Annotated in this window: 15 protein-coding genes; 5 read left to right on the top strand and 10 right to left on the bottom strand. The window is 54.6% G+C overall.

The window, feature by feature from the left end:
• Positions 1 to 416: 416 nt before the first annotated feature.
• From ACR0MJ_RS11530 to iolD, 9 genes are all read right to left on the bottom strand, one after another.
• Positions 417 to 1964, bottom strand: a complete 1548-nt coding sequence (locus ACR0MJ_RS11530; RefSeq protein ID WP_480761034.1) for a S8 family serine peptidase — start codon at positions 1962 to 1964, stop codon at positions 417 to 419.
• A 21-nt stretch (positions 1965 to 1985) separates the two neighbouring features.
• On the bottom strand, positions 1986 to 3131 hold the full coding sequence (locus ACR0MJ_RS11525; protein WP_170626712.1) for a phosphatase PAP2 family protein: 1146 nt from the start codon (positions 3129 to 3131) through the stop codon (positions 1986 to 1988).
• A gap of 26 nt (positions 3132 to 3157) precedes the next feature.
• Positions 3158 to 5344, bottom strand: coding sequence for an adenylate/guanylate cyclase domain-containing protein (locus ACR0MJ_RS11520; protein WP_170737120.1), 2187 nt, complete (start codon positions 5342 to 5344; stop codon positions 3158 to 3160).
• Positions 5345 to 7547: 2203 nt separating this feature from the next.
• A complete protein-coding gene (iolG, locus tag ACR0MJ_RS11515) occupies positions 7548 to 8537 on the bottom strand; it encodes an inositol 2-dehydrogenase (RefSeq protein WP_480761032.1) in 990 nt (329 codons plus the stop codon).
• Position 8538: 1 nt separating this feature from the next.
• Positions 8539 to 9369, bottom strand: a complete 831-nt coding sequence (locus ACR0MJ_RS11510) for a class II fructose-bisphosphate aldolase (RefSeq protein WP_480761031.1) — start codon at positions 9367 to 9369, stop codon at positions 8539 to 8541.
• Positions 9366 to 10223: a 5-deoxy-glucuronate isomerase gene (locus tag ACR0MJ_RS11505; RefSeq protein ID WP_170408595.1), complete on the bottom strand. Its 858-nt coding sequence runs from the start codon at positions 10221 to 10223 to the stop codon at positions 9366 to 9368. Before ACR0MJ_RS11505 ends, ACR0MJ_RS11510 begins: the two co-directional genes overlap by 4 nt.
• Positions 10224 to 10235: 12 nt before the next feature.
• A complete protein-coding gene (iolC, locus tag ACR0MJ_RS11500) occupies positions 10236 to 11213 on the bottom strand; it encodes a 5-dehydro-2-deoxygluconokinase (RefSeq protein WP_170395024.1) in 978 nt (325 codons plus the stop codon).
• Positions 11210 to 12049, bottom strand: a complete 840-nt coding sequence (locus tag ACR0MJ_RS11495) for a phytanoyl-CoA dioxygenase family protein (protein WP_480761029.1) — start codon at positions 12047 to 12049, stop codon at positions 11210 to 11212. Before ACR0MJ_RS11495 ends, iolC begins: the two co-directional genes overlap by 4 nt.
• Positions 12049 to 13917, bottom strand: coding sequence for a 3D-(3,5/4)-trihydroxycyclohexane-1,2-dione acylhydrolase (decyclizing) (gene iolD / locus ACR0MJ_RS11490; protein WP_480761027.1), 1869 nt, complete (start codon positions 13915 to 13917; stop codon positions 12049 to 12051). Before iolD ends, ACR0MJ_RS11495 begins: the two co-directional genes overlap by 1 nt.
• A gap of 129 nt (positions 13918 to 14046) precedes the next feature.
• On the opposite strand from iolD, the gene ACR0MJ_RS11485 reads away from it, so the two are divergent.
• The 3 genes from ACR0MJ_RS11485 to ACR0MJ_RS11475 are packed head-to-tail and all read left to right on the top strand — an operon-like array spanning position 14047 to position 17210.
• The gene (locus ACR0MJ_RS11485) at positions 14047 to 15150 is read left to right on the top strand and encodes a Gfo/Idh/MocA family protein (protein ID WP_170566823.1); all 1104 of its coding nucleotides are present in this window, start codon (positions 14047 to 14049) and stop codon (positions 15148 to 15150) included.
• 19 nt (positions 15151 to 15169) lie between these two features.
• Entirely contained in the window at positions 15170 to 16063 is an 894-nt protein-coding gene (locus ACR0MJ_RS11480) for a TIM barrel protein (RefSeq protein ID WP_480761026.1), read from the top strand.
• A 13-nt stretch (positions 16064 to 16076) separates the two neighbouring features.
• Positions 16077 to 17210 (top strand): Gfo/Idh/MocA family protein, encoded by a 1134-nt coding sequence (locus ACR0MJ_RS11475; protein WP_170408589.1) that lies wholly within the window; start codon positions 16077 to 16079, stop codon positions 17208 to 17210.
• On the opposite strand, the gene ACR0MJ_RS11470 is transcribed toward ACR0MJ_RS11475, so the two are convergent.
• A complete protein-coding gene (locus ACR0MJ_RS11470; RefSeq protein ID WP_170395012.1) occupies positions 17207 to 18211 on the bottom strand; it encodes a LacI family DNA-binding transcriptional regulator in 1005 nt (334 codons plus the stop codon). The two genes, ACR0MJ_RS11475 and ACR0MJ_RS11470, sit on opposite strands and share 4 nt — an antisense overlap.
• A 187-nt stretch (positions 18212 to 18398) precedes the next feature.
• Here ACR0MJ_RS11470 and ACR0MJ_RS11465 point away from each other — a divergent pair, with 187 nt between their 5' ends.
• The gene (locus ACR0MJ_RS11465) at positions 18399 to 19349 is read left to right on the top strand and encodes a sugar ABC transporter substrate-binding protein (protein ID WP_170395010.1); all 951 of its coding nucleotides are present in this window, start codon (positions 18399 to 18401) and stop codon (positions 19347 to 19349) included.
• 87 nt (positions 19350 to 19436) lie between these two features.
• The gene (locus tag ACR0MJ_RS11460) at positions 19437 to 20561 is read left to right on the top strand and encodes an ABC transporter permease (RefSeq protein WP_170408588.1); all 1125 of its coding nucleotides are present in this window, start codon (positions 19437 to 19439) and stop codon (positions 20559 to 20561) included.
• Position 20562 lies beyond the last annotated feature (1 nt).

Below are 20562 nucleotides of genomic sequence, written 5' to 3'. Positions count from 1 at the left end.
AGGTTCAAATCCTGCTCCCGCAACCAACTTTAGAAAATCTCAGAGCAGCCCGTGCAGACTACAATTGATCACCCCGATCAATTGCTTAACGATCAGACACTTTATCGCGCCACGCCCTTAAATCGACGCGTGATGAAGAATGGGAGAATAGGGATGACCCTGAATCTATCGCTCTACGTGCTTCTGATCTCAACCCATTAATGGCGCGATATTGGTATTCTGCACCAAGCGTTCCGATCGCTTAATGCCAATGCCGCGTTCAAACGCAGTCTGTTGGCGTGAAAGCCCAATGATCAGCTTGATCCGTCTCGCAGCAGAGACGAATCAATCCGTGCGCTTCATTCCCATATTCAATCTCCTTTGCGGCAAAATGCCTTGAAAGGAGCGGTATCAACCAATCACACGTCCTAGTTTGTTCAAACCTGTAAAAGTAGTTTTGCGACGTCCAATAGTCCTGCTTGCCCAAAAAGCTCATCAGTGCTCGGTGTTGTATATGAGTTCATGGCATCTGGCTGCAAAGATGACCCTGCATCTAACCAATACCAGTGGTCTAGATTTAGTTTATTGGTATCAGCCGAAAAACCTTCGAAAATGTTCTTGACGTCAACACCTGACACCTTTGAAGTCGACTTGCGCTGCATCATCGCGATTGCTCCGGCGACCAAGGCAGCAGCACCCGACGTGCCCCCAAATTCAGCATATAGTCCCGAAGGATCGTCGCGCGCACTTTCTCGTTTCTTCACGGGGCCAGCGAGTGTTCCTTCCACGTAGCCCCGCGGTCCTGGAACATCCAAGGAAAGTAACCGTTGTGAGGCAAATAAAATTTCAGGGATATCATCATAAGGTGGTTCGCGCTTTTTGTGCACGTTCTCTACCCAGAAGTCGCCTGCTGAAGCAGCGCGACGGTCCAATCGGATTTGGTATCGGTTATATACTTCTCCGTCATCTGAAGGTGCGACTACGGTCAGATCACCCGAGTAGTTGGAATAACCCGATCGGTAGCCGTTGTAATTGACGGCGCCTACTGAAATGACACCGTTTGCGGGATTGGATGACAAACTAGCCGGGTAAATCAGTTCACTCCTGCCCTCATTACCTGCGGCGCATACAACAGGCGTCTGCTTGCTTACCCATTCTATGACTTTCTCAAGTAGAGCCCAGGATTTTTGGATATCCAAAATATCTTCATGAACTTCTCCCGCCTTGCTTTTATGAAGGCGGGTCTCTTCATCATCGTCAAAAGAGGTTGGATAGCCGGGCCAATACGAAGGGTCAGCGGCATCGCGCGGAAATAGAATGACATCCACACCTTTCGCTTCTGCATATAGAAAGGCCGCTATCAGTTCTTCAGGGCTAGGAGATATTGAAGTTGTGATAGGAACTACTTTGCTTAGCGGGTCTACGCCAAAGTAAGGGGCAACATTACCCGCATTGCCGAACTGATCCAATTCATAACTGGTACCGCTAGTCAGGCCAGCGCATCCAGTCCCGTGAGCGGCATACCGATCATCATAGGCATCGACGTAACGCTTGACGCCAAAACCGTTACTAATTCTGTTAATTATCTCGGTTTCTTCGGGGTCGAGACCAGGTATGACCAAAGCGCTGATTCCGGTCAAATGTTGTTCTGGTAGCTCGCGGTGTCTGTTTGCTGCAGGATATGCCGATAACTCCTCGTACTTTGCTCCATACGGGTGGCTCGCTAGATCAATTGCGTCATTCCAAATAACTTGATCTGGAGGGGGAAGGGGGGCCTCTGGCGCTTCTAAGTTTGGATGATGCCGGGCCACCCCCATATCAATGAGGCCAATTTTTACATCCCGTCCTGCAAAATCCCATTCGACACCAGTTATCGTCGGGCAAACCTCACCAGATGAGGTGCCAGTTGGTACGGAAATCGCATTGATCGCCACCAGATGCCAAAGATAGTAGTAACGTTTATATAACTCATCGCCAACAGGCATTGGCTCACCTCCCCTTTGTAGCTATCCCAGCCATTCGTCCTGGGCTTCATCCATCAGTTCATCGAGAGCTTCTGTTAGATAAACCACTGTTTTCTTTGCGAGACTTCGTCCTGCAGCTGTATCACTTGGGTAGTGTAGACCTGCCCATTCTCGGTTCTCGGCAATACGCTGGGCGCGATGGAAAAGCGCTATCGTTCCCGGATGCTCTGGAACCAGCCGAGAGAACAGCTCTGCAATCGCGAATGATTGATAAGAATGGTTGGATGGATATGCAGCGTGATACGGTACGGGGATGTAAGGACGGATAAGCGGCTGCACGATGTTTGGTCGAGGTCGGCTGAACCTATTCTTGTAAGTAAGGCCGATCTCGTTGGTGATTTCCAGCAGGATGACCATCAAGGCCTTCGTCGCATCAAATCCGCCCTGCTCGTCAATCCCTAAAGGGGTCAGGTAATCGTCAATTCCGAACTGCGCTTGTGCAACAATTTCGTCGCGACGGCGCACTTGATCTGGCTGTTTCAGTTGCTCCTGAAGCTCCAGCAGATGAGTGGTTTCGTTCAGGCTTTCATCGGGTCCTGGAGGTGGTAGAAGATCAATATTCTCCCAGATTTTCCCGAGTATACTTGTATCAATAGGAACGCCAATTTTACAGAGATCACGCATTTCGCGCCACCCAAATGAGGCATCGCTCCCACCGAAATCGAACTCAGTGCGGTTTCTATTTCGATTCCTATTTCTGTTTCTATTTCGATTCCTGTTTCTATTGCGGTTTCTATTTCTGTTGCGGTTCAGGGCAAAGGATGAAGACTGACCCATCGCAATTACCGCGGCTCCGAGTGCAGACCGGCTTCCAATTTCTGTGGCAACCGAATTAGCTACTTGTTCGTTCCGCTGAAGACGATCTACCAGAGTCATCTCATCAAAAAACAAATTCAATTTCTCAAGTGTTGGATCATCAATTATGTCGTCCTTGATCTCACGAATCGCATTGATGTACGCCCAGAATGTTTGCTGCTGTTCGTCATAGATTAGCGATACAAGTTCATCCCTATTTCGCTCAGGATTGTCCTCTGCGCCCAAGTTCGCCAGCTTTAAAACTTTACACGAAATCAATTCCCCACGCCGAACGAGCATACCGAAGTTGTTGAGAAAACTAACGTAATTCAATGAATCCCCCTCCCTTGATCGAAATACTAAATTTGTTTTGGCAGCCCGATACGGCTCAGACCATCCTCCATAAGTTTTGCGCTGAAGCGGGTTGGAACCGGAAACCAGTCTTCTCGAATACTTGTGAGAGACATGTCTGGCTCCAATTCGACAAGTCGATGTAACGCTTTCTCACCTTTGGTGTGATCGCCCAAGTGACCGTAAGATGCCGCCAGATAGCGCATAACTGCTTTGAACTGTGGTTGTACCGCCATCACGTTTTCGCCAAATTTGACGGCCTGTTCGAAGTCGCCATTTACCAACGATGCTACGCAGCTTGCGCCGTCGAATAGATGACGATAAGGGCTGTGCCGTCCGATAACCCTAGCTTTGTTCGCCGCCTCCACTGCAAGCCTCGGACGATCGGTATAGCAGTAGAGCATCGCAGCAGAATCCCAACACATTGCACGATATGGGCTCAGCTCTAGGGCTCTGTCAGAAAGGTCCTGAGCAATCGAAAACTCGCGGAACACGTAGGAATAGACGTGAGCGACAAGCCCTAAAACGGTCCCGTTATCTGCGTCAGCTTCGACTGCTCGCCTCGCTAGCTCTCGTGCTCTTTCTTCAAGCTCAATGTCCCACGTTCCGTAACGTTCGCCGATTTGGAACGTCGTAAAATATGCTAGCCAGGCCAAGTAAACAGGTTTGGGGTCGATTTCGTAGGCCGCCAATATGTCTGCCTGCAAATGGTCCAAACCGGGTCCAGACATTGTTAGCAAGTGATGGACTGCTGAGATCGCCGTCTTTGCAGCATGATGGGCAGCGGGGTCTCGCATATGACGCCCATTCACCAATGCCGTGAGGAGCGCATCGGTAGCGTAGCTTACAAAAGCTGCAACGCTGGAGGTTGAGAGCCCAAGAAAGTCGCCCTGATCAGCCACCACATTCTGATTCCAAATAACTTTCCGGTCCTCGGGGCGCATTGCAGTGACAGAAACTTGAAGCATGCTTTCGCAGGCTGACGCTCTGCACTGAAGAAACAAGTCGGGACCAACACCGTGGCTGGGGCTGGAGTTGTATGGCCCGGGCACGTTCGGGGTGCGATAGTCCTGAACAATCAGGGCCTCGGTTTCCGAAAGAGATTTTGATAGCTGCTCTGCGACGATATTTGCTACGAAAGAGGCTTTTTCCGATCCCGCTCCCACATCTGAGGCTAGAAGGCCAATTACGAAATTTGTTCTCGTAGTTTCTACCCATGACGCATTAGGCGTTGGCTGAGTTGTGAGATCGGTTTTGCTTACTAGATTAGCACCATCTTGGTTGATGCATCGAACCGCAGACCGTTGATGCTGGAGCCAATCCATGAAAGCAGCATTGCGGCAATTGAAACCCTCCAACAGCCTATTATTCGATAGTTCTGCTGCTGGCTCCGTTACGTCTATTTCCAATTCTTGTTGATTGAGGCAAATGAGATCTTTGTCGCGAACTACACTGATTAGGGTTGCCAAACCCGTGTGTTCATTGGTGGCGTCAACGAGCCGCTCCAATAAAGCAGACCTTTCAGAAGTAGACTGGTCCTCCCAAATAATTTCGCCAGCCCGATGCGCTGAAAAAACACCTTGAGAGCAAGCTAAGAGCGAGAGAAGCATTGTCTGCTCGTTGCTTAGGTCCAGCAAAGTGTTTTGGGAGCCCCAATACTTCGGATACCCAATCAATTCGAGACGGGCCTTTGTCAGCGACCCTTGGTCCGAAACTCTGATCACCTTGAATAACTCGAGAGAGTTTCCCAGATTTTTTAGTGTTGGGTAGCCGATGGAGACAAACCGAAAGTCGTTTCCACCCCGAAGCGAATTTCGGACCGCACTGGAGACCAGGACATCACCGGCCGATCCAGCACTTTCGATACGGGCCGCGGTGTTTACGGTATTCCCTATGATTTGGCGGTCTATTTCAAATGTATCACCAACATGTACACCGATCCTGAATCCGCGATCATAGTTTCCGACTTGTTCGGAAAGAGTTTCCTGTACCCTCAACGAGGCTTCTACCGCGACTGAAACACTTCTAAATGTCGCGCAAAAACCATCACCAGCAATACCCGTGACTTCACCTCCAAGAGCGACCACTACTTCACTGGCTAAATTCAGATCCGCGCGAATAGTGGATAGGGTTCGCATTTCAGTTTCGCGAACCGCTAACGAGTACCCACATGCATCAATGAACACGATGGCCATTAGGCGGGCTTCGGGTGTTTTAGTCTTGGAAAACTTTGTCTGGTCTACCCCATATCTTGACCTCAAAGTAAATATATTAAACGTTTCTAATGCCTAAAATTCGACACCCTGATCGATTGTTTTAAATAAAAATAACCCCACAGTTAGGGTCAGTAGTACACTAATCTCAGTAACTCGTCGACATTAAACGCGCTCGACATTTGCAATTGCGAACGCAGGTATTTGTTAAGTGCCAGATATAAATAAATAAATTTAGTGGTGGGTGATATGAACTGATACTTTCCGGTCATTGGTAGATGTTAAAGAGGGAAAGCTTCCGCATTACTTCATAAGTGCTTGATTCCGGTGAATAAGAAAGAAACGCACCGTCGCAGCGCGAGATAAGGATGCACATTAAGAGGTCAAAGAGCGAATGCCACTTGAATTTCGACAAAAGGCGTTTCTTGACATCTTGTCATTGGCTTCAATTATTGCATCAACACGTACCAAGACTTCAAGCGCTGCTAATTCATCTTTCTCTATGACAACACAACGGTAAAACCCAAGGGTCGTGTTACAATTGAATTAGATCTTTGGATTTCTACCAATTGAAGCATTGTACTATATTTCGTCAAAATGGATGCTTATCAGTTGAAGTATATTGAACTAACCTAGAACTCCCCCGTTTTTTGTTTAGAACAAATTTTTCTCCCAAGGTTTGATGACTTGAACCGTTCTCTGGAACGAAGGATGCGCGATGGGCACAGATGGGGAAGCAAGATGCATTCCAGTTTAAAGTGTCAGTTCAGTAGCTCGGGAAGTGCCCATCCAGTGTTGGCTGTGCTATTCGGTTGAAGCTTGATGAGGCTATCCCTCATCCAATGAGAGGTATCGTAGTTTCTGCTGATAAGGACACCAAGCAGCGATGGTCCGCTTATCGAGCCTTCTTCATAGGTGGAGAGAGTGACGTCATAGTGTTATCTTTCGCATTCAAACTTTCATCACTGAGCACCTTCGAAGTGTAGGGTTCTCTGTGGCCCCGAGAATCTTTCCGAAACATCTTGTTTCCAATTCACGAACTAAGAGTTTCGAATTTAGCCGTGGACACATTTTTGCCATAATGCCATCCTGCCACAGAGGGCGGCATGTCTTTATTTTTAGCACTTTCTAGTTTTTCCAACTGGATTTGAGGGGGTTACCTAGTTCGATATGCCGCCCCACGAGCAGTCTTCTGATAGCCCAATGACCGAAGCGCATTTTCGGTGGCGTTGATACAATGCGCGTTCAAACCTTTTGTATCGCGCATCTGGGTGTAGTTATGATGTACTTCGACAGCGCCATTAGATTCTATGGGCGCAGTTTCAGGTATCTTTCCATTGATCGTTGCGCGCCGAATGATGTGCAATCGGCGATGCAGAGGTGCAACAGGTCAAGATAGAAATGCCATCAGAACGACCCCAACTAACGTCCTGAGAGCGGTATCTGAGCAAGTAAGCGCTACCTGGATAGCAAGTTTCCGCAACGTAAACATAAGCTCACTTTTCGCCTTTCAAGACTTGCTCTATGCCGGGTGCAGCATTCCGGTGGGGGCCGATATGAAACTCAGTGCGTTGGAAATCCTTTGCGTCATTTTGGCAAGTGTTGTGGCAGTGGCTGGTTTTGCCGGAGCCGTGAATGCGCTTGTTTCAGCGATCTAATGTAGCACCGCAAATTTGTAGGGCCTTTAAGTGCATGTTGTCGCGCTCGTGACAACTGTTCTCTAGGGGCGCCGAAGGCTTTACGATAAGGTTATGAAATTAAACAATTAAAGAAATACCATACACTTCTTTGTCGTCCATCGGTGACGCCGTCGTCACCCAAAGTGAACAGGTCTAGGGCCCGAAAACAAGCCCGCTTCGTCCAAATCTCGCGGTGGCGGTATTAGATTGAAAGCGTCGCCTCACATTCCACCTAGCAGAGGGGTCGGCGAGGGGGTCGAGCCAACCCCTCTGAAGGGGATACACGGATCAGTGAAAGTGGTCCGTTGAGTTCAGGTTATGCGATGCGTGTAGGCCCGTATATTGGGGGTTCCCCGTAGTTGGGAAAATTAATCTTTCAGACACATTCCGGACATCTCGCCCAGATACCAAAACGATACGGCGCGCCTAGAAGATGTCTGATGATTTCTTGAGGGGGTACGAGTTTGGCGCGTCGTACCTTGAACCTCGATTATTTCCCAAAAACCTCAAGCGAGGCTGATAACGGTGCCCTGCTTCAAGGACGCATCCGCCGCATCGGCCAGCAACTGAGCCCGCAGCCCATCGATGATACTTGGTGCAAGTTGTCCTGATCCGGACACAGCGGCAGTGAAATGGGCCATCTCGGCTTGATAGGCGCCTTCGTAGCGTTCAAGAAAGAAATGCTGGGCGGGGGCTTTGCGGAAACCCGACGGAGTCGCGACCTCAACCGCATTCTCCAACATGTTTTCGGCCCGCAACATGCCCTTCTCGCCATGCACCTCGATGCGCTGATCATAGCCATAGCTGGCGCGGCGCGAGTTGGAGATCTGGCAAATCTTGCCACTGGCTGTCGTCAGGGTTACGGCTGCGGTGTCGACGTCTCCGGCTTTGCCGATCTCGGGATCGACGAGCGATGATCCAACAGCGTAAACGCTGATAGGTTCTTCGCCCAGCAAGAAACGTGCCATATCCAAGTCATGGATCATCATATCGCGGAACAACCCACCCGAGCTTTCGATATAGCTGATCGGTGGCGGCGAGGGGTCGCGGGACAGAATGGTGACAATTTCGACCGCGCCGATCTCACCTTCGGCGATGCGGGATTGAATATTGGCAAAGCTCGGATCAAAGCGGCGGTTGAAGGCCGTCATGAAGGGCACGCCGGTGGCTTCGACCACCTTGATGCAGTCGCGGATGCGGTCAGCAGACATGTCCACCGGCTTTTCGCAGAAGATCGCTTTGCCGGCATTCGCCGCTTTATGGATCAGATCGTAATGGGTGTCGGTCGGAGTACCGATGACGACAGCATCGACATCTTTGCTTTCGATCAGTTCGTCCGCCGACAGGATCTGTGCGCCAGTTTTGTCGGCCAGCATCTGAGCCGGTTCTGTGAATGCGTCCGCCACTGCGCTCACCCGTGCGCCATCAATCTGCCCGATCGAGCGCGCATGAACCTGACCGATCCGCCCGCACCCCAATAGCCCGATATTCAGCATGTCATGCCCCTTTGAACGCTTTCAGTACCCGGCGCGTCGCCTTGACCACCGGTACATGTGTATCTTTCAGTATTTGAACGCGGTCGAACCTGTCCGGATCGGCATTCACGGCCGTTCGCAGGGCATTCCCAAAGGCCATTCGCAGCTCGGTCCCGATATTAAATTTGCAGATTTTCGATCCGCGCGCCAGCGCAGCACGTTGCGCAACCGGCACGCCCGAGCCGCCATGGATCACCAGAGGTATATCGGTCACGGCTTCGATGGCGCGGATACGGGTCTCGTCCAGACCGCCCTCTTTGTTCTGCTGCAAGTGGACGTTGCCGACCGAGATCGCCATTGCATCCACGCTGGTCTCTCGGGCGAATTGCGCGGCTTCCGCCGGGTCGGTTCCGTCCGAACCTTCACCACCCGAATAGCCGACAAAACCGATTTCACCCTCGCAGGAGACACCAGCGGCATGGGCCATCTCGGCAATTGCAGTGGTCTCGGCGATATTCTGTTCCAAAGGCTTGCGTGAGCCGTCAAACATGACAGAGGTGAAGCCGCTGTCGATGGCGATGTGGCATTCGTCATGGGTGTAGCCATGGTCCAGATGCGCCACGACGGGCACGCTGGCACATTCGGCCAGATGGCGGAACATCTTGCCCAGAACCGGCAGCGGCGTGTGTTCGCGGCATGATGGGCCGGCTTGCAGGATGATCGGTACGCCTTCGGCTTCGGCAGCGGCCACGTAGGCACGCATATCCTCCCAGCCCAGCGTCACCAACCCGGCCACGGCATAGCCGTCGCGCAGCGCGGGTTGCAGCACGTCCGATAATGTCACAAGGCTCATTTGAACTTGGCCACCATGTCCATAATGCCCGGGATCGTATGCAGCTGGGCTGCATGGGTCGGTTGGAAATACTGCTTCAGCGAGCGCTGACTGAGCCCGCCAAGGATGGTGAAATAGTACATTTCATACCCCGGCAAAACTGCGCAGGGGTGATAGCCCTTGTCCAGCAGGATCGTCGAGCCATCCATGATGTGATAGGCATCACCCGGCTTGTTGTCTTCGCGCTGCAGCATCTGGACGCCAGAACCATAGTTGGGCCGGAAGCGGAAATTATAGGTTTCGTCATGGCGGGTTTCGATCATTTCGCCATCGTCGCTTTTGCGGTCGGTGTCATGTTTGTGGCTGGGAAAGCCGGACCAGCCGCCCTGACCCACGGTATAAAGTTCAGACACCAGCAAGCGGCCGACCTTGTCGTGATGGTTCGCGCCCAGAATGTGTTTGATTTTTCGATGGGTTTTGGTGTCGTCCGATCCATACTGCACCAGATCCAGTTCGGGTACGCGGACATCAAAGGGTTCAAGCACACGGTCGAATTTTGCGCCCGCGATGAAGGTTTCGGTTTCATCCGTCATGCAGGTTATTCGAACCTTGGCGCCGACGGGAACGTATACGCCCTCGGGCTCGCCATCCCAGACGTCGATGGCGCGGTTGCCAAGGTTGGTATAGATCGCGCCGTCCACATCGACATCCACGGTACCGGTGGCGGGCACGATGCAGGTCTCATAGCCCGGTACGGCATATTCGAACACCTCGCCCTTTTTCAGTTTGACGATGTTGAAATAGTTTAGCGGCACCAGATCATGGTCGGCATCGACGATAGGTTTGTTCTGGTTGTCATGGGGCGCAATATGCATCTGCGTCTCCTTTCAGGTATCCGTGGAGCCCGGGTGTTGGGCCAGAAATTCGTCAAGTTCGGGCGTCGTCGGCATGGCCCCGGCGCAGCCGGGTTTCGACACGACGATCGACGCGCAGGCCGAACCGCGCAGCACCGCATCGCGCAGGTCATGCCCCGCAGCGATCGAGGCCAGCAGTCCGGCCAGAAAACTGTCGCCCGCGCCGTTGGGCTTCACGGCGGTAACGGGGTAGATGCCGGTGCGGACCTCTTGCCCGTCTGCCAGCGTAATGGCCCCCTCATGGCCCATCTTGTAGATCACCATCTTGCCGTTGGCCGCCAATTCGCGGGCCTTGTCTAAACCTTTTTCGATGCCGCCCGCCATAAAGCCGAACTCTTCATCATTGCCCACGATCAGATCGCTTTCATTCCCTGCGCGGGTCAGAACCTCTGAGGCGACTTCGGGTGATGGCCAACTATAGGGGCGGTAATCGATGTCGAAAATCACCGGCAGGCCTGAGGCGCGCGCATTTTCAAACGCGCGGAAGGTGGCCGAGCGTGAGGGTTCCGCAGCAAACACCGTGCCCGCCGTGATCAGGGCTGAGAAGGCGCTGTAGTCGACCTCATCCATATCCGCCTCGGTTACCTGGAAATCAGCGGCGCCGTTGCGGTAGATGACATTCTGAAAGTCTTCGATGCAACTTTCGTAGACAGCCAAAGACGTACGCGCCTCGCCACCCACAGCTCGGACATATCTCGTTTCAACGCCATAGTCGCGCAGCCGGTTCACACAGAACCGCCCCACGGCATCATCCGAGACCGAGGTGACCAGCGCCGCTTGCGATCCCAGCTTCACCAGTCCGGCGCAGATATTGGCGCTTGATCCGCCCAGATCGGCGCGAAACACTTGTGCGTCTTCGCTTTTGGTTCCGACCGGATCCGCAAACATGTCCATTCCGGCCCTGCCGAACACGGCAAAGCGGTTACCTTTTATACCTTCGATCAGAGTCACGTGCGCCCCTCGGTATTGCCTGCCCGCGCGGCATCCAGCACCTCGGGGTAGGGATAGTTCAGGCCCAGCAACTGCCGCAGATCGGGACTTGCCTGATCAAGGAAATCCTGCGGCAGCGCAGCGGGCATATCTTCCATCGGTTTAACCCATTTGGGCAGATACTGGATCAGGATCGCGCTGCGGTCGTGATCTGATTTGTTCGGCATCGCGCAATGCCACGTTACGCCATAGAACAGAGCAACATCGCCAGGCTCACCGGTCATCTGCTCGCATTTGTCATAGAACTTGTCTTCGGGCGTGGGATAACGCAGCTCTTTCTGCGATCCGGGTACATAGCCGGTCGCGCCGCTTTCCTTGGTGAACGGGTCCAGCAAAACCGAGACCTGTGCATTCATCGGAAATGATCCATTCAGACCGACGGGATGCGTTTCGGGGCTGTGAAAGTCCCAATAGGGATAGTCGACATGCGGCTCCTGCCCCGGCCCGCCCGGCAGGATGCGATTGGCAGCGATCGAGCCCATGATGAACTCGGTCCCCAGAAACTTGCGGAGGATCTTCATCAGAACCGGATGCGCAGCCATGCGTGAAAACACGTCGCCCTTGGCCAACAGGTTCCAGACCCGCCGCTGCAGGTTCAGTTTGCCATCCTCTTCCGCAGCGCCTTGGAAATGGGTCACTTTCTCGGCCGCTGTTTCGGATTCGGCCATGACGATGGCACGTGCCTCGGCGATCTCTTCAGGGGTGAAAAGGCCCGAAATTGCGACGACTCCATCACCGTTCAGCAATTCATCCACAATGACGTCTGGGTCAGCCGTTTCTGCCTTGAACCGTTTCATCAGATGCCCTTGCGTTGTTTTTCGCGGGTCGATTCCCATTCGACATGGGCATCACGAACCCTCTCGTCAGCCGAAGTGTGGGGTGTTCCAACCTCCCACCATGCATGGCCTTCAGTGGTCCAGCCTTCATAGGCGTCCACGTCCATCACAATCACATAAGTCTTGTCGCTGGCCTTGGCGCGCTTGAACGCTTCGGCCAGTTCTGCCGGGTTCGCGACCTTTTCGCTGGTGGCCCCCATCGAGGCCGCGTGGGCCGCGAAATCAACGCCAAAGGCTTCGGGGATGGTGGGGCAGTCTTCCAGCAGGTTGTTGAAGCTTTCGTTGCCTGTGTTGTTCTGCAGCTTGTTGATGACTGCAAAACCGCCATTGTCCAGCACCAGAACAATCATCTTTTTGCGGCTCAGAACCGAGGAATAGATGTCCGAGTTCAGCATCAGATATGAGCCATCACCGCAAAACGTAATCGTGTCCTTATCCGGCTCACGCTCAGATTGGGCAATGCGCGCGCCCCAAGCGCCTGCGATCTCATAGCCCATGCAGGAGAATCCGAACTCAACATCAACGGTGCCAATATCCAGCGTGCGCCAGTTGGCGGTGACTTCAGCGGGTAGACCTCCGGCAGCGGCGACCACGCGGTCACGCGAGTCACAGAGTTCGTTCACAACGCCGATGGCTTGAGCATAGGAATTCGGACGGTTCCCGTAAGACACATTTTCGGCCACGTAAGCATCCCACTTGCGGCGCTCGTCTTGCGCCAGTGAAACCCAATCGGATGCAGCCGTGTAGTCAATTGCCTGTGTTAGAGCCTGAATCGACAGCTTGGCATCCCCAACAACTGGCAAGGACATGTGCTTACCCGCATCATGCCGCGCAGCATTGATCGAGATGAACTGAGCGTCCTTGGCAAAGACAGTCCATGAGCCGGTCGTGAAATCCTGCAAGCGCGTCCCGACGGCGACAATCACATCGGCTTGTTCCGCAATCGCGTTGGCACTGTCCGATCCAGTGACGCCGATCGGGCCAATGTTCAGCGGGTGGGTCGCCAGCATATTGGCGCGGCCCGCGATGGTTTCGACGACCGGGATCTGAAGCTTTTCGGCGAATTCGGTCAGCTCGGTCACGGCTTTGGAATACTGCACGCCACCACCTGCGATGATCATCGGGCGTTTCGCGCATGCCAACGCGGTAGCGGCATCGGCGATTTCATCCGCATCGGGAGATTGGCGACGAATGCGATGCACTTTTTTCTCAAAGAACTTCACCGGGTAGTCATAGGTCCAACCCTGCACATCCTGTGGCAACCCGAGGAACGCCGGCCCGCAATCGCCCGGGTCCAGCATTGTCGCTATAGCGGCGGGCAGAGATTGAATGACCTGTGCCGGATGCGTGATGCGATCCCAATAGCGGCTGACCGGTTTGAAGGCGTCATTCACACCAAACGTCGGGTCATAGTAGTTCTCCATCTGCTGCAGAACCGGATCCGGCAAGCGGGTGATGAACGTGTCCCCGCACAACATCAGCATTGGCAGTCGGTTCGCATGGGCCAGTCCAGCAGCAGTCAACAGATTCGCAGTGCCGGGGCCTGCGCTAGCGGTGCAGAACATGAATCGCTGACGCAGCCATTGCTTGGCATAGCCCGCGGCGGCGAATCCCATGCTCTGTTCATTCTGCCCGCGATACAACGGCAGCTCATCCCGGGCAGTATTCAGTGCCTCGCCCAGGCAGGTCACATTGCCATGACCAAAAATCCCGAAGCCCCCGCCACATAGGCGATATTCCTGACCATCGATCTCGATGAATTGGTTCGACAGCCAGCGAATGATCGCCTGCGCCGTTGTCAGGTAAACAGTGTCGTGTTGCGCGGACATGTCTGCGGGCTCCTTTAGGAAAATTATGATGCAGTGCCGAATGCAGCTTGCGAGAGTCCTATTCTCACGATACAAGTTTTGCAACCGGTTGCAAATGGTTTTCAAGAAAAAGCGAGGGAGGACGTCGGAATGGCAGAGATCGGTATTGGCATTCTAGGCGGCGGATATATGGGCAAGGCCCATGCGGTCGCCATGTCCTCGGTTGGGGCGGTGTTCAACACGGCCTTGCGACCACGGTTAGAGATGGTGTGCGCCTCGTCACCGGAAAGCGCTGAGCGGTATCGTCAGGCCTATGGATTCGCGCGCTCGACGAATGACTGGCGTGTGTTGGTGAACGACCCGAAGGTCGAGGCCGTTGTGATCGCCACGCCTCCGGAAACACATCGCGAGATCGCTCAGGCAGCGTTTGCGCTGGGCAAACCTGTGCTGTGTGAAAAGCCTTTGGGCGCGTCGCTGGAGGATGGTGCGGCGATGTCAGCAGCGGCCGAGGCCTCGGGCTTGGCCAACATGGTTGGTTTCAATTATATCCGCACCCCGGCCAGCCAATACGCTCGCGCTCTGATAGCCGAAGGAGAGATCGGCGACATCACATGGTTTCGGGGTGAGCATACCGAAGATTTCTACGCGCACCCTCAAGCCCCGGCAACCTGGCGTACAACAGGAATGTCGAACGGAACGATGGGTGATCTTGCGCCTCATATGATCAATGCCGCACTGGCTTTGATCGGCCCGATTTCACGCGTGATGGCCGAGGTCGAAACCGTGCACAATAGCCGCCCGGGTGGCGAAGTTGACAATGACGACCACGCTCAGATGATGGTGCGGTTCGCGAACGGAGCAATGGGATCGATCTATATCAGTCGAATCGCGACTGGGCGCAAGATGGGCTATGCCTATGAGATCAGTGGCACCAAGGGTGCGATCCGCTTTGATCAGGAAGACCAGAACGTTTTGTGGCTCTACCGTATGGAGGGTCCCGAAGCTGAGCGTGGCTTTCGTAAGATCCTGACCGGCCCTGCGCACCCGGACTATGAGCCGTTCTGTCAAGGGCCGGGCCATGGCACGGGCTATCAGGATCAGATCATCATCGAGGCGCGAGATTTCCTGCGCGCGATCGAGACAGGTAAACCGGTCTGGCCGACCTTCCACGACGGGCATGAGGTCAACCGGGTCGTCGCTGCGGCATTGGCATCGTCAGCGGATGAAAGCTGGAAAAATATCGAAGATTTCTGAGCATCGGAGACAAGACAAGATGAGCATCAGAATTGGCAATGCGCCCTGTTCCTGGGGCGTGGAATTTGCGCAGGACCCGCGCAATCCGCATTGGAAAACCGTTCTCAGCGAATGCGCTGCGGCCGGGTATAAGGGTATCGAACTCGGCCCGGTGGGTTTCATGCCCGAAGACCCTGCGGTGCTGGCCGATGCGCTGGCCGAGCATGATCTTGAACTGATCGGCGGCGTTGTGTTCCGCAACTATCACGACCCCGACGCGTGGGAAGACGTGCTGGACGCCACCCACCGCACCGCTCGCGCATTGAAAGCGCATGGGGCGCAGCTCATGGTGCTGATCGATGCGATCTCACCCCGCCGCGCGCCAACCGCTGGTCGCGCCGATGAGGCTGAGCAGATGGACAAGGCCGAGTGGACGGCGTTCCGGGATCGCCTTTCTGAAAGCGCGCGGATCGGGTCCGAGGAATACGGGCTGACCGTTGGGATGCACGCTCATGCTGCGGGCTTCATGGACTTTGAACCTGAACTTATCCGTTTGCTGGACGAGGTCGATGAAAGCCTTTTGAAAATTTGCTTCGATACGGGGCATCACTCTTATGCCGGGTTCGATCCGGTCGGCTTCATGAAGCGCTACGTTGATCGGATCTCGTACATGCACTTCAAGGATATCTCTCCGACAGTGAAAGCGGATGTAATTGCCAATCGGACGGGCTTCTATGATGCTTGCGGGCAGGGGATTTTCTGCAATCTGGGCGACGGCGACGTGGACTTTCCGACCGTTCGCCAGGTGCTGCTGGACGCTGGTTTCACAGGATGGTGCACGGTCGAGCAGGATTGCGACCCAACGCTCGACCCTGATCCTGTAGGGGACGCGCGGAAGAATCGTGAATACCTTGAATCAATTGGTTTCAGTTAAGGAGGTCCAGACCATGACCAAGCTGAAATGGGGCATGATCGGAGGCGGCGAAGGTAGCCAGATCGGACCGGCGCACCGGTTGGGGGCGCTGGCGGACGGGCATTTCCAATTCACCGCCGGAGCGCTGGATCACAGGCCTGACATTGGTCGCGAATACGCCCAACGATTGGGTATCGCGGCAGACCGAGCCTACGGCGACTGGACCGAGATGCTGGAAGGTGAGCGCGGGCGCGAGGATCGGATTGATCTGGTCACTGTAGCCACTCCAAATGCGACGCATTTCGAGATCACCAAAGCGTACCTTGAGGCCGGGTTCAACGTGCTGTGCGAAAAGCCCATGACCATGACGGTGGAAGAGGGCGAAGAGATTGTCAAAGTCGCCGAGAAATCAGGGAAGATTTGCGCGGTAAACTACTGTTACTCGGCTTATCCGATGGTGCGTCAGGCTCGCGCGATGGTGCGCGCAGGTGAGATCGGCAAAATCCGTCTGGTCGTTACCAATTTCAGTCACGGCCATCACGGAGACGCCACTGATGCTGACAATCCACGCGTGCGCTGGCGCTATGATCCTGCGATGGCGGGTGTTTCCGGGCAGTTCGCTGATTGCGGTATCCACGCGATGCACATGGCCGGGTTCATTGCGGATGATGAGGTTGAGACCCTGTCTGCAGATTTTGCTTCAACCATTGGCAGCCGTGAACTTGAAGATGATGCCATGGTCAACTTCCGCACGACAAAAGGCGCTGTTGGCCGGTTGTGGACCTCTTCGGTCGCCATCGGTCGGCAGCACGGGTTCGACATTCAGGTGTTCGGAGAAACCGGCGGTCTTCGATGGGCGTCGGAGCAGCCGAACCAGCTTATCTACACGCCTGTTGGTGGTCGCCTGCAGATCATAGAAAAAGGCGAAGGCGGGCTGCATGAAGACGCGCAACGACTCAGCCGGGTGGCGATTGCGCATCCCGAAGGGTTCCCGTTGGCGGTTGCGAATATCTATTGCGATCTCGCAGATGCTATTGCCGGGGAAACCCGCGACGGCTTGCCCAATGCGGCAGACGGCGTGCGGTCGATGGCGGCTGTGCATACAGCGGTCGAGTCGGCGAAACAGGGCAGCGCGTGGATGGATGCCCGGCCACCGATGTTTCGTTAACTCTCAGATACGGGGCGCAATGTGCCCCGTTCCACCACCGAACATGGGAATATCCGCGCCTCCGGATATCGGTCGGGTTCGTTCAGGGTTGCCACCATTAGCTCGATCGAGGAACTCACGATTTGCCGGATCGGCTGATGGATGGTGGTGAGATCAATATTCTCCCACCGTGCCATTTCCATGTCGTTCAGGCCGATGATGCCGATGTCTTCGGGCACCTTTAGGCCACTATCCAGAATTGCGGATAACACCCCGATGGACAACACGTCATCGCCGCAGAAATATGCATCAGCCCGCTCAGATTGCAGCAAGCGTAGCATTTCCTGACGACCTGCATCGAATGAGTAAGCCTCAGCAAACGAGCAGGTCACATCAATGCTAGGATGCCGGGCCATCTCTGACATGAATCCCGCATGGCGATCCTGAGTCGAGGTCGCCGCCTCGGGCCCGCCGAGAAAGGCTACTTTCGTATAACCACGCGCGACCAGCTCGCGGGCCGCCATGCGTCCGCATTCCACATTGTCGATCCCGACCACATGAACCTGCGGTGAAGAGGATGACCGGCCAAAGCTGTGCACCACTGGTACGCCAGCATCCCGAAACGCTTTTGCGAACCCGGGCGGCAAGGTCGACGACGCTACGACAACGCCATCGACCGAATATTGGCGCAGCATTCGTACCGAATTTTCGGGTTCAACCTCGTCGGTCAGATTCACCAGCAACGGGCGCAGGCCTCGGTCCTGCAGCCCCCGGGTAAAGAGGTCGAAAACTTCAAGAAAAATCGGGTTGTGGAAGTTGTTCGAGACCAGCCCGATCAGCTTAGTTCGGCCTGTGGTCAGAGATGAAGCCAGTGCATTTGGGCTGTATCCCAGCTCACGCGCGGCCTTCTCGACTTTTCGGCGCATCTTGTCGGATACCGAGGCCCCATCGGTGAAAGTGCGCGACACCGCCGAACGTGAAACGCCGGCGCGTTCTGCAACCTCTTTCAATGTGACAGCCATGATCCGTCTGACCTTCCTGCGTTTAGTGGCAGTCCTTTTACCTGTATTCTTTGGCAGATACAGTATGAAACACATCTGACACCGTTTGCAACCGGTTGCAAAATTTTGACAGATATGCTCTAACTCGAGTCGGAGAGGTGCGAAGGACTGCCTCAATCCGCGATAACATGAGTTTTGGGAGGACATCATGACTTCACTGACGAAGAAGTTGGCGCTGGCGGCGGCGGTAGCTGCGACGCCTCTGATCGCAGCCACGGGCGCTGCGGCGGAAGGTGAGAAATACATTCTGGTCAGCCACGCGCCAGACAGCGACAGCTGGTGGAACACGATCAAGAACGGCATCGCGCTGGCAGGCGACCAGATGGGTGTCGAAGTCGAATACCGCAATCCGCCCACTGGCGACCTTGCTGATATGGCGCGGATTATCGATCAGGCGGCTGCTTCGGGTCCGAACGGGATCATTACCACGTTGGCGGATTATGATGTGCTGAGCGGACCGATCAAATCAGCGGTTGATGCGGGCGTTGATGTCATCATCATGAACACTGGTACGCCGGATCAGGCACGGGAAGTTGGTGCCCTGATGTATGTGGGTCAGCCCGAATATGATGCCGGATTTGCTGCAGGCCAGCGCGCCAAGGGTGACGGCATCGGCTCGTTCCTTTGTGTGAACCACTATATCGTTCAGCCCTCAAGCCAGGAACGTTGTCAGGGCTTTGCAGACGGCTTGGGCATTGAACTGGGGGATCAGATGATCGACGCCGGCCAGGACCCAGCCGAGATCAAGAACCGCGTGCTGGCCTATCTGTCGGCGAACCCGGATACTGATGCGGTTCTGACACTGGGTCCAACCTCGGCTGATCCGACAATTCTGGCGCTGGAAGAAAATGGTATGGCCGGTGACATCTATTTCGGCACCTTCGATCTGGGTGGTGAGATTGTCAAAGGCATCAAGTCTGGCGTGATCCAGTGGGGAATTGATCAGCAGCCCTTCCTGCAGGCTTACCTGCCGGTTGTTGTGATGACCAACTACCACCGCTATGGCGTTTTGCCGGGCAACAACATCAATTCGGGTCCCGGCTTCGTAACTGCTGATGGTCTGACCAAGATCGAAGAATTTGCTGGCGAGTACCGCTGATTCTTACAGCGCGGGCGCCCCGCCAAAGCGGCGCCCGCCAACAACTATCTGACGCAAAATCACTGCTTAACTCGGAGGGGCGTTCTAATGAGCGAGTCTGCTCAAAACACGGCTGTAACCGACGAACGGATTAAAGAAATATCGCCGCTGCGCAAGGCCTTGATCCGGCCTGAACTCGGCGGGATGGTTGGCACCGTTGCCGTCTTCACCTTCTTTCTTTTGTTCGCTTTTGATAGCGGCATGTTCAACGCACAGGGCATGATGAACTGGTCGGTTGTCTCGGCGCAGTTCATGATCATCGCCGTAGGTGCGTGCCTTCTGATGATTGCCGGTGAGTTTGACCTGTCAGTCGGGTCGATGATTGGCTTTTCGGGCATGATGATCGCAATTTTTTCGGTCACGCTGGCGTGGCCGGTCTGGATGGCGATTCTCGTCACGTTTGCAATGGCGGTGGCAATCGGCGCGCTGAACGGTTGGATCGTGATCCGGACTGGTTTGCCCAGCTTTATCGTAACGCTGGCCTTTCTGTTCATTTTGCGCGGCTTTACAATCTTCCTGCCGCAGGTGATCGAGCGCAAAACTATTATCGGCGGTGTGAAAGACGCAGCCGAAGGCGATTGGCTGGCGCCGATCTTTGGTGGTAAAATTTTGCAGGGATTGTTCCAATGGCTCGGGGATGCCGGGATCATCGCCGTATTCGAGCGTGGCACCCGCGCCGGTCAGCCAGTTGTGGATGGTATTCCAATGCTGATTGTCTGGGCGATCGCACTGATCATCTTTGGTCACGTGCTGCTGACCAAAACGCGGTTCGGCAATTGGATCTTCGCCTCGGGCGGGGATGCTGAGGCGGCGCGCAACTCGGGTGTGCCTGTGAACCGGGTCAAGATTCTGATGTTTATGTTCACGGCCTTCTGCGCCACCGTCTTTGCGGTCTGTCAGGTGATGGAGTTCGGATCGGCTGGTGCTGACCGGGGTCTGCTAAAAGAGTTCGAGGCGATCATCGCCGTGGTCATCGGCGGCGCGCTTCTGACCGGAGGATACGGCTCGGTACTGGGCGCGGCGCTGGGCGCGTTGATCTTTGGCGTGGTGCAACAGGGGTTGTTCTTTGCCGGTGTCGAAAGCTCGCTGTTCCGGGTCTTCCTAGGGGTGATCCTGCTTGGGGCTGTGATCCTCAACACCTATATCCGCCGCATCATCACGGGGGAGCGTTGAT

The organism is Ruegeria sp. C6 (assembly GCF_056537625.1).
Note: the sequence above shows the minus strand (reverse complement) of the source record. Positions and strands in the feature narration are given on the sequence as shown.

Coding starts and splice junctions, on each gene's coding strand:
- ACR0MJ_RS11480 (WP_480761026.1), top strand. CDS start 15,170: ATGAGCATCAGAATTGGCAATGCGCCCTGTTCCTGGGGCGTGGAATTT.
- ACR0MJ_RS11505 (WP_170408595.1), bottom strand. CDS start 10,223: ATGCATATTGCGCCCCATGACAACCAGAACAAACCTATCGTCGATGCC.
- ACR0MJ_RS11475 (WP_170408589.1), top strand. CDS start 16,077: ATGACCAAGCTGAAATGGGGCATGATCGGAGGCGGCGAAGGTAGCCAG.
- ACR0MJ_RS11470 (WP_170395012.1), bottom strand. CDS start 18,211: ATGGCTGTCACATTGAAAGAGGTTGCAGAACGCGCCGGCGTTTCACGT.
- ACR0MJ_RS11530 (WP_480761034.1), bottom strand. CDS start 1,964: ATGCCTGTTGGCGATGAGTTATATAAACGTTACTACTATCTTTGGCAT.
- iolD (WP_480761027.1), bottom strand. CDS start 13,917: ATGTCCGCGCAACACGACACTGTTTACCTGACAACGGCGCAGGCGATC.
- ACR0MJ_RS11510 (WP_480761031.1), bottom strand. CDS start 9,369: ATGAGCCTTGTGACATTATCGGACGTGCTGCAACCCGCGCTGCGCGAC.
- ACR0MJ_RS11485 (WP_170566823.1), top strand. CDS start 14,047: ATGGCAGAGATCGGTATTGGCATTCTAGGCGGCGGATATATGGGCAAG.
- iolG (WP_480761032.1), bottom strand. CDS start 8,537: ATGCTGAATATCGGGCTATTGGGGTGCGGGCGGATCGGTCAGGTTCAT.
- ACR0MJ_RS11495 (WP_480761029.1), bottom strand. CDS start 12,049: ATGAAACGGTTCAAGGCAGAAACGGCTGACCCAGACGTCATTGTGGAT.
- ACR0MJ_RS11460 (WP_170408588.1), top strand. CDS start 19,437: ATGAGCGAGTCTGCTCAAAACACGGCTGTAACCGACGAACGGATTAAA.
- ACR0MJ_RS11520 (WP_170737120.1), bottom strand. CDS start 5,344: ATGGCCATCGTGTTCATTGATGCATGTGGGTACTCGTTAGCGGTTCGC.
- ACR0MJ_RS11465 (WP_170395010.1), top strand. CDS start 18,399: ATGACTTCACTGACGAAGAAGTTGGCGCTGGCGGCGGCGGTAGCTGCG.